This window comes from Sphingomonas sp. AC449 (genome assembly GCF_979253475.1).
In genome coordinates this window covers 295375-303667 of record NZ_CEEDCZ010000004.1, presented here as the reverse complement: position 1 = coordinate 303667, position 8293 = coordinate 295375, and the positions used below count along the sequence as shown (strand labels likewise).

Annotated in this window: 7 protein-coding genes; 4 read left to right on the top strand and 3 right to left on the bottom strand. The window is 67.6% G+C overall.

Features of this window, described 5'->3' with window-relative positions; genetic code table 11:
• Positions 1–182: 182 nt before the first annotated feature.
• The 3 genes from AC0CH3_RS10130 (at position 183) to AC0CH3_RS10120 (ending at position 3435) form a co-directional block, all read left to right on the top strand.
• The gene (locus tag AC0CH3_RS10130; protein ID WP_457325763.1) at positions 183–2270 is read left to right on the top strand and encodes a S9 family peptidase; all 2088 of its coding nucleotides are present in this window, start codon (positions 183–185) and stop codon (positions 2268–2270) included.
• Between the two features lie 206 nt (positions 2271–2476).
• Entirely contained in the window at positions 2477–3040 is a 564-nt protein-coding gene (locus AC0CH3_RS10125; RefSeq protein WP_465237817.1) for a DedA family protein, read from the top strand.
• Positions 3037–3435, top strand: coding sequence for an acyl-CoA thioesterase (locus tag AC0CH3_RS10120; RefSeq protein ID WP_354303496.1), 399 nt, complete (start codon positions 3037–3039; stop codon positions 3433–3435). The genes AC0CH3_RS10125 and AC0CH3_RS10120 overlap by 4 nt, the downstream gene beginning before the upstream one ends.
• Positions 3436–3528: 93 nt before the next feature.
• Here the strand turns inward: AC0CH3_RS10120 and ppc are convergent, their stop codons facing one another.
• From ppc to AC0CH3_RS10105, 3 genes are all read right to left on the bottom strand, one after another.
• Complete coding sequence (ppc, locus tag AC0CH3_RS10115; RefSeq protein ID WP_465237816.1) at positions 3529–6219, bottom strand: phosphoenolpyruvate carboxylase; 2691 nt, start codon at positions 6217–6219, stop codon at positions 3529–3531.
• A gap of 96 nt (positions 6220–6315) precedes the next feature.
• The gene (locus AC0CH3_RS10110; RefSeq protein WP_056019609.1) at positions 6316–6693 is read right to left on the bottom strand and encodes an EF-hand domain-containing protein; all 378 of its coding nucleotides are present in this window, start codon (positions 6691–6693) and stop codon (positions 6316–6318) included.
• 43 nt (positions 6694–6736) lie between these two features.
• Positions 6737–7303 (bottom strand): HNH endonuclease, encoded by a 567-nt coding sequence (locus AC0CH3_RS10105; RefSeq protein WP_056019612.1) that lies wholly within the window; start codon positions 7301–7303, stop codon positions 6737–6739.
• Positions 7304–7392: 89 nt separating this feature from the next.
• Here AC0CH3_RS10105 and gluQRS point away from each other — a divergent pair, with 89 nt between their 5' ends.
• A complete protein-coding gene (gene gluQRS, locus AC0CH3_RS10100) occupies positions 7393–8271 on the top strand; it encodes a tRNA glutamyl-Q(34) synthetase GluQRS (protein WP_457325767.1) in 879 nt (292 codons plus the stop codon).
• Positions 8272–8293 lie beyond the last annotated feature (22 nt).

The window sequence follows — 8293 nt, the reverse complement described above, 5'->3', positions numbered from 1 at the left end:
TTCGTCATCCTGACGAAAGTCAGGATCCAGGGTTGCTGGCTTCGGCGCTTGTGGCTCTGGATCCTGACTTTCGTCAGGATGACGGGGAGGAGGAAGGCCGTGGTTTCCCGCGTCAGGATGACGGGGGAGGGGGCCTCTTGCGTTGGCTTCCGGTCGTCGGGGCGGTAACAGGGGGGATGACCATGAATTCCCCTGCTATCTCCTCGCCTGAGTCCGCATCCATCCCGCCGCGCGCCGAGCAGCGGCCGTACAGCTTCGCCGCGCATGGCGAGACGATCGAGGATCCCTATGCGTGGCTGAAGGATCCCAAATATCCCGAGGTCGATGACGCGGACGTGCTGGCGTATCTCGCCGCCGAGAACGCCTATTTCGAGGCGCAGATGGCGCCGCACAAGGCGCTGACCGACACTTTGTATGAAGAGATGAAGGCGCGGATCAAGGAGGACGAATCCTCGGTCCCGCAAAAGGATGGCGACTGGCTCTACTGGACCGCTTACGAGACCGGCGGGCAATACAAGAAATGGTGGCGCAAGCCCGTTGCGGGCGGCCCCGACGAACTGCTGCTCGACGAGCCCGCGCTGGCCGAGGGGCATGAATATTTCCGGCTCGGCGCGTTCTCGGTCAGCAATGACGGGCGCTATCTCGCCTATGCGATCGACGACAATGGCAGCGAGCGGTTCGAGGTCCGGGTCAAGGACCTGAACACCGGCGAGCATCTGCCCGACGTCATCCCCGGCATGCTGAGCGAGATCGTGTGGACCGCGGACGATGCGGGCTTCCTCTACGGTCTGGCGAACGAGCAGTGGCGGACCGACAATGCGCGGTTCCACCGGCTGGGGACGCCGATCAGCGACGACGTCGTGCTGTTCCACGAGAAGGACGAGGGCTTCCGCGTCGGCGTCGGCGAGACGAGTTCGCGCAAGTGGATCGTGATCGCGACGAGCGACCATGTGACGAGCGAGATCTATCTGCTCCCCGCGCACGAGCCGCTGGCGGTGCCGATCCTGGTGTCCGCGCGGAAGGTCGGGCGCGAATATGACGTCGACGAGCATGACGGGACGCTGTTCATCCACACCAACGACGTCGATCCGAACTTCCGCCTGTGCACCGCACTGGTCGAGGAGCCGGGCGCGTGGACCGAGCTGATCCCGGCCAGCCCGACCTTCTACATGACCGGGGTGGAGTGCTATCAGGACTTCTTCGTGGTCGACGGGCGCGAGGACGGGCTCGATCAGATCGCGATCCACCGGTACGAGACGCCGACCGAGGGCAAGCGGATCGAGTTTCCCGAGGCGAGCTATGTCGCCGGGCTCGGCGATAACCCTGAGTATGACATGACCGTGCTGCGGCTCGGCTACGAGTCGATGGTCACGCCGGGGACGGTGTATGATTATGACGTCGATACCGGCGAGCGGACGATGCTCAAGGTGCAGGAGATCCCGAGCGGTTACGACGCGGCGAAATACGCGACCGAGCGGCTGAAGATCACCGCGCGGGACGGGACGGAGATTCCGGTGTCGATCGTCTATCCGGCGGGGTTCGTGCGCGACGGGTCGGCGCCTGTGTTCCTCTATGCGTATGGCGCGTACGGCTATGCGATCCCGCCGGGCTTCTCGACCGGGCGGATGAGCCTGCTCGACCGCGGCTTTGCCTATGCGATCGCGCATATCCGCGGCGGCGATGACCTCGGCCAGCAATGGTATCTCGACGGCAAGCTGGAGAAGCGCGAGAACACGTTCAACGATTTCGTCGATGTGGCCAAGGCGCTGGTCGACGCGAAGTGGACCTCGGCGGGGCGGATCGCGATCGCGGGGCGGTCTGCGGGTGGCGAGCTGATGGGCGCGGTGGTCAATTCCGACCCTGAGCTCTGGGGCCCGGTGATCGCCGACGTGCCGTTCGTCGACGTGCTCAACACGATGCTCGACGCCGAGCTGCCGCTGACGCCGGGGGAATGGCCCGAATGGGGCAATCCGATCGAGGATCCGGCGGCGTTCGCGCTGATCCGTTCCTATTCACCGTACGACAACGTCAAGGCGCAGGCCTATCCGCCGATGTTCATCAGCGGAGGGCTGAACGATCCGCGCGTGACCTATTGGGAGCCCGCGAAATGGGCGGCCAAGCTGCGGCTGATGAAGACCGACGACAATGTGCTGTTGCTCAAGACGAACATGGGCGCGGGGCATGGCGGCAAGTCGGGCCGGTTCGAGTCGCTGCGCGAGGCGGCGGAGGAGCATGCGTTCGTGCTGTGGCAATTGGGCGTCGCTGGGTGAGACCTGGGTCGCGTGACGCCGCCGAGAAGGGGGTGTTCACGCGATGGCGCGAAGGCGCGAAGAAGATTGGTTCGCGCGGAGGCGCGGAGGCGCGGAGATAGAGTAAGAATGTCGTGCTTTTCTGCTCTGCGTCCTCCGCGCCTCCGCGCGAAAACTCTTAATCTTTGCGCCTTCGCGCCTTCGCGTGAACAAAGGTCGCTTGCCGCGTGACGATCGAGGCGTTGGTGGCGCGCTATGGCGTCGTGGCGATCTTTCTCGGGGCAGGGGTCGAGGGGGAGGCTGCGGTCGTGACGGGCGGGGTGCTGGCGCATCAGGGGCTGGTGTCGCTGGCGGGTGCGATGGCGGCGGCGGTGATCGGGTCGTTCGTCGCGGACCAGCTGTTCTTTGCGGGCCGGCGGTATTTTCGCGAGTCGCGCCCCGTTGCAGCGATCCGGCGGCGGTCGGCCTATGCGCGCGCGATTGACCTGCTCGAACGCTATCCGCGGCGGTTCATCTTCGCCTATCGCTTCGTCTACGGGATCCGCACGGTCAGCCCGATCGCGATCGGGACGAGCCGGATTTCGCAGCGCCTGTTCCTGGCGGTAAACCTCGCCGCGGCGATGGTGTGGGGCTGTGCGTTCAGCGCGATCGGCTATGCGTTCGGCAACGTCATCGAGGAGATGCTCGGGCGAATCGGCACCGGGCGGCTGATCCTGCTCGGCGCCGCGGCGCTGCTGGCGGTCGGCGGCGGCTGGTTCGCGTGGCGGAAATGGCGGGAGCGCAGCACATGACCTTCACGATGACGATCACCGCGGCCGAGACGGATATCGACGAGCTCGGGCACGTCAACAATGCGGTCTGGGTCCAGTGGATCCAGCGGATTGCGACCGCGCATTGGGAGGCGGTCGCGCCCGCCGAGCACAAGGCCGCCTATGTCTGGGTCGTGACGCGGCACGAAATCGACTATCGCGGCAGCGTGGTCGCGGGCGAGACGGTGACCGGCGAGACCTGGGTCGAGGGCGGACCGAAGGGCGCGCGGTTCGACCGGCATGTGCGGTTCGTCGGCGATGACGGGCGCGTGAAGCTCGACGCGGTGACGACATGGGCGCTGCTCGACCGCGCGAGCGGGCGGTTGCTGCGCGTGCGGCCGGAGATTGCGGCGCCGTTCTTTGACGGGGCGGGCTGAGGGTTTGGGGTGAGGGTTTTGGCCTCACTGGCCCCCACCCTTCCCGCGGCAAGCGCCGCGGGCCCCTTCCCTCTCCCCCGAGGGGAGAGGGCGTTAGCCTGAGTTCCTTAGACCCGTCGCGATCGCGTTGATCGACAGCAGGATCGCCTCGCCGATGCGTGCATCCTCTTCGCCCGCGCGGCGGCGTTTGATCAGTTCGATCTGGAGCAGGTTGAGCGGTTCGATATAGGGCAGGCGGAGGCGGATCGACGCCTCGAGTGCGGGATGTTTTTCGAGCAGGCGTGACTGGCCGGTGGCGTCGAGCAGCCCGTCATGCGTCTGCTGCCAGCCGTCGCGGATCCGGCCGAAGACGGTGTCACGCAGCGCCCGGTCCTCGACCAGCCCGGCATAGCGTTCGGCGATCGCCATGTCGGACTTCGCCAGCACCATCTCCAGATTGGCGAGCGCGGAGGCGAACAGCGGCCAGCCCTGCGCCATGTCGCGCAGCAGCGCCTTGTCCTCGAACCCGGCAAGCGCCTGGCCGACGCCGTACCAGCCCGGCAGCATGACGCGCGCCTGCGCCCAGCTGAACACCCAGGGGATCGCGCGCAGATCCTCGATCCGGTCCGACTTGGTGCGGCTGGCGGGGCGGCTGCCGATCTTGAGCCCGGCGATCTCGGCGATCGGCGTCATCTGGCGGAAGACGGTGCGGAAGCCCCGGTCGTCGCCGTTGCTGCCGTAGACGAGGTCGCGATAGCTGTGGAACGCGGTGTCGCTGAGGCGGTCCATCGCGTCGCAGAAGCGCGTGGTGTCGGCGCTCGAGAGGCGTTCGGGCTCGAGGCTGGCGAGCAGGGTCGCCGAGGCGATCGCCTCGAGATTGGTCATCGCGGCGTCGCGCGTGCCGTATTTGGCGGCGATCACCTCGCCCTGTTCGGTGATGCGGATACGGCCTTGGACGGTGCCGCTGGGCTGCGCACGGATTGCCGCGAACGCCGAGCCGCCGCCGCGCCCGACCGCGCCGCCGCGGCCGTGGAACAGCTGCATGCCGACGCCCGCCTGTTCGAACACGGGCCTGAGCGCGGTCGAGGCCTTGGACAATTGCCAGGTGGAGGTGAGGTAGCCGCCATCCTTGTTGCTGTCCGAATAGCCGATCATCACTTCCTGATGACCGCGCGCGGTCGAGATGGTGGCGATTTCAGGGAGCGCGAACCATGCGGTCATCACCGCGGGCGCGGCCTCGAGATCGCCGATCGTCTCGAACAGCGGGACCGCCATGATCGCCGCGCTGGGCGTGTCGCCCGGACGGTAGAGCCCGACCTCCTTCAGCAGCAGATTCACCTCGAGCAGGTCGCTGACCGACTGCGCCATCGAGACGATGTAGTTGGTGATGCAGGCGGGGCCATAGGCGGCATGCGCGTCGGCGGCGGCCTGGAGGATCGCGAGTTCGCCCGCGGTCTCGTCGCTATAGGCTGCAAAGCGGGTGGTGAGCGGGCGCGCATTGGCGAGTTCGCGGCGGAGCAGCGCGACGCGCGCCTGCTCGTCGAGCGCGCAATAGTCCGGCTCGACGCCCGACACCTTGAGCAGTTCGGCGACGACGCGTTCGTGGACCGCGCTGTTCTGGCGCAGGTCGAGCGTGGCGAGGTGGAAGCCGAACGTCTCGACCGCGCGGATCAGCCGGCCGAGCGCGCCGCCGGTCTTGAGCGCGGTGCCGAGCCCGTGCGCGAGCGTGACGAGGTCGGCGCGCAGGTCCGCGGGGCTGGCATAGGCGGCGCCCGTCAGGCGGCCGGGACGCGGCGCGGGCTTGCCGGTCAGCGCCTGATGAGTCGCGGCGAGACGCGCGTATATGCCCGACAGCGCGCGGCGATAGGGCTCGTCGGCACGGCTGGTCGCGTCGTCGCCGCTCGCCGCGGCGAGCGCTTCGATTGCGGGGTCGGCGGTGGCATGTTCGGTCGAGATCGAGAGTTCGGCGCCCAGCGCGTGGACCGCCTCGCAATAATAGCCGAGCACCGCCTCGCTCGCCTTGGCAAGCGCGGTCCGTAGCGAGTCGGCGGTGACATAGGGATTGCCGTCGCGGTCGCCGCCGATCCAGCTGCCGGGCTTGAGGAAGCTCGGCGTGCGTTCGCCGAGCGCGCGGTCCCAGCGCTGGTAGAGTGCGGGGAGCGCAGGGAGGAAGACGTCGCGCAGATAGCTGAGTGCGGTATCGACCTCGTCCGCGACGTAGAGCCGGTCGCGGCGTAGCACGCGTGTCTGCCACAGCAAGGCGATCTGGCGGAGGATCGCGTCCTCGACCTGATCGCCGTCGGGGGTCGTATCGCGCCCGGTATCGCGCAGCAGCATGAGCTCGGCGATCCGGTTGCGGTGGTCGATCATGCTCTTGCGCCGCACCTCGGTCGGGTGCGCGGTGAGCACGGGGACGATCAGCGCGTGATCGAGCAGCGCGCGGACCTGCGTGCGGTCGATCCCCTCGGACTCGAGCCGGGTGATCGCGGCGGCAAGGTCGGCGCCCTCCTCGGCGGCGATCCCCTGGCGATCCTCGGCGAGATTGGCGAGCATCGAGAACAGCATGAAGCCGCGCACGAAGTCGAGCGTCTCGTCGAGGCTGAGTTTCTCGAGGCTGAGGTCGACCGCGCTGTGATCGCCGTCGCGGCCCGCCGAGGCATCGCGGTGGCGCTCGACCGAGGCGCGGCGGATCGTCTCGGTCGCCTCGAACAGCCGGTCGCCGCCATAGAGCCGGATGACGTCGCCGAGCAGCGTGCCGAGGAAGCGGATGTCGGGATTGTTCGCGATTGCGGGAAGACTTGCCATCCGCCCTTGCTGCGCTGCGACAGGGATCAGGTCAACCGTCGACGCTTCGGCGTGCGATGAATTCAGGCTGCGCCGAGGCGTGTTTGCGACATCAAATTACGGCTGCTGACGTTTGCGCGATTCGGCGCGTTCCTCCGAGGTGACGGTGCCGTCGCGGTTCAGGTCCATCCGGTCGAACCATTGCAGCGTCCCCTCGCTCCATTCGATCGCGGTGATCACGCCGTCCTTGTTGCGGTCGAATGCCTTGATCCGCGCATTGGGGGAGGGCAGCTCGTCCTTGGTGATGCGATCATCGGCGTTGCGGTCGAGCGTGCGGAAGCGGCGTTCCATGCTGGCGCCGAAATCGAGCCGCGAGGTGACCGAAGGGGGCACGAACCCGGCCGCGCCGGCATCCGCCTGGGCGCGCTGCGCGTCCTTGTCGCCGCATCCCGCGACGACCAGACCCGCCGCCATCACACCCAAGATCACCCGCATCGATCAGTCTCCCAAGACCCACTTCGCGCAGCCGATCGCCCGGTCACGCTTCGAGTTCAATGTCCCAGTAAAGCCAATCGTGCCAGGTTTCGTGCAAATAATTTGGCGGAAAACTGCGACCATGCTCGTGCAGATGCCAGTTGGTCGGACGAATCGGCTCGAGATGGAGCGGCATCGCCGCCTGGCGCGGCGTGCGTCCGCCCTTTTTGAGGTTGCACGGTGCGCAGGCGGTGACGACATTCTCCCATGTGGTGCGCCCGCCTTGCGCGCGCGGGATGACATGGTCGAAGGTGAGATCGCGCAGCTTGCCGCAATATTGGCAGGTGAACTTGTCGCGCAGGAACAGGTTGAAGCGGGTGAAGGCGGGAAATTGCGACGGTTTGACGAACTGCTTGAGCGCGATCACCGAGGGCAGCTTCAGCGCGAAATTGGCGCTGCGCACCTCGCGTTCGTAATTGGCGACGATATCGACGCGATCGAGGAAGACGGCCTTCACCGCGGTCTGCCAGGGCCAGACGCTCAGCGGATAATAGGAAAGCGGCGTATAATCGGCATTGAGCACGAGCGCCGGACACCCATCCGGGTGGCGTATCAGGTCGGGGTGAAACACGGCTCCTCCCACAGAATTCCCGAAACCGCTATCGCGCACCGGGATGACGGCATCATGACAGCACGGCGTGGGACATGGGGTCAAGTCCGGTGAACGGCGCGACATTCGTCACGACGCGGTTCGCGCCCAGTCCGACGGGGCGGCTGCACCTGGGGCACGCGATGTCGGCGATCCGCGCGCACGACTTTGCGCGCGCGCGCGGCGGGCGGTTCCTGCTGCGGATCGAGGATATCGACGTGGGCCGCAGCCGGCCCGAGCATGTCGCGGGAATCGTGGAGGATCTGCGCTGGCTCGGGCTCGACTGGGATGATCTGTCGTTCCAGTCGGCGCGGCTGGCGTCGTATCAGGCGGCGCTCGAGACGCTGAAGACGCGCGGGTTGCTCTATCCGTGCTTCTGCACGCGCGCGGAGATCGCGGCGAGCCTGTCCGCGCCGCATGCGGGGGACGCCGCGGTCTATCCGGGGACGTGCCGGCGACTGACGCCCGCCGAGGCGGCGGCGCGGATGCACGACGTTCGAATGGGGGGCGCGCATTGCTGGCGGATCGACATGGCGGCGGCGCTCGCAGTCACGGGGCCGCTCCGGTGGGAGGATGCGCGGGCGGGGACGGTATGCGCCGATCCGGGCGCGCAGGGCGACGTGGTGCTTGCGCGCAAAGACGCGCCCGCCAGCTATCACCTCGCGGTGACGCTCGACGATGCGGCGCAGGGCGTCACCGACGTGGTGCGCGGCGACGACCTGTTCGCGGCGACCGATGTCCACCGGCTGTTGCAGGCGCTGCTGGGTCTGCCGACGCCGCGCTATCACCACCACCCGCTGATGCTGGGGGCTGACGGGGAGCGGCTGGCCAAGCGCACCGGCGCGCCGTCGCTCGCGGCGATGCGCGAGCGGGGGGAGGACGGGCTTAAGGTCGCGGCGGGGGTGCGGGCGATGCTGGCGGGGGATGCTCCCCACCTGCCGTCATCCTGACGAAAGTCAGGATCCAGCGTTA

Bases quoted from the DNA above. Each gene is read 5' to 3' on its own strand.
- AC0CH3_RS10130 (WP_457325763.1), top strand. From the start codon at position 183: ATGAATTCCCCTGCTATCTCCTCGCCTGAGTCCGCATCCATCCCGCCG.
- AC0CH3_RS10120 (WP_354303496.1), top strand. From the start codon at position 3,037: ATGACCTTCACGATGACGATCACCGCGGCCGAGACGGATATCGACGAG.
- ppc (WP_465237816.1), bottom strand. From the start codon at position 6,219: ATGGCAAGTCTTCCCGCAATCGCGAACAATCCCGACATCCGCTTCCTC.
- AC0CH3_RS10110 (WP_056019609.1), bottom strand. From the start codon at position 6,693: ATGCGGGTGATCTTGGGTGTGATGGCGGCGGGTCTGGTCGTCGCGGGA.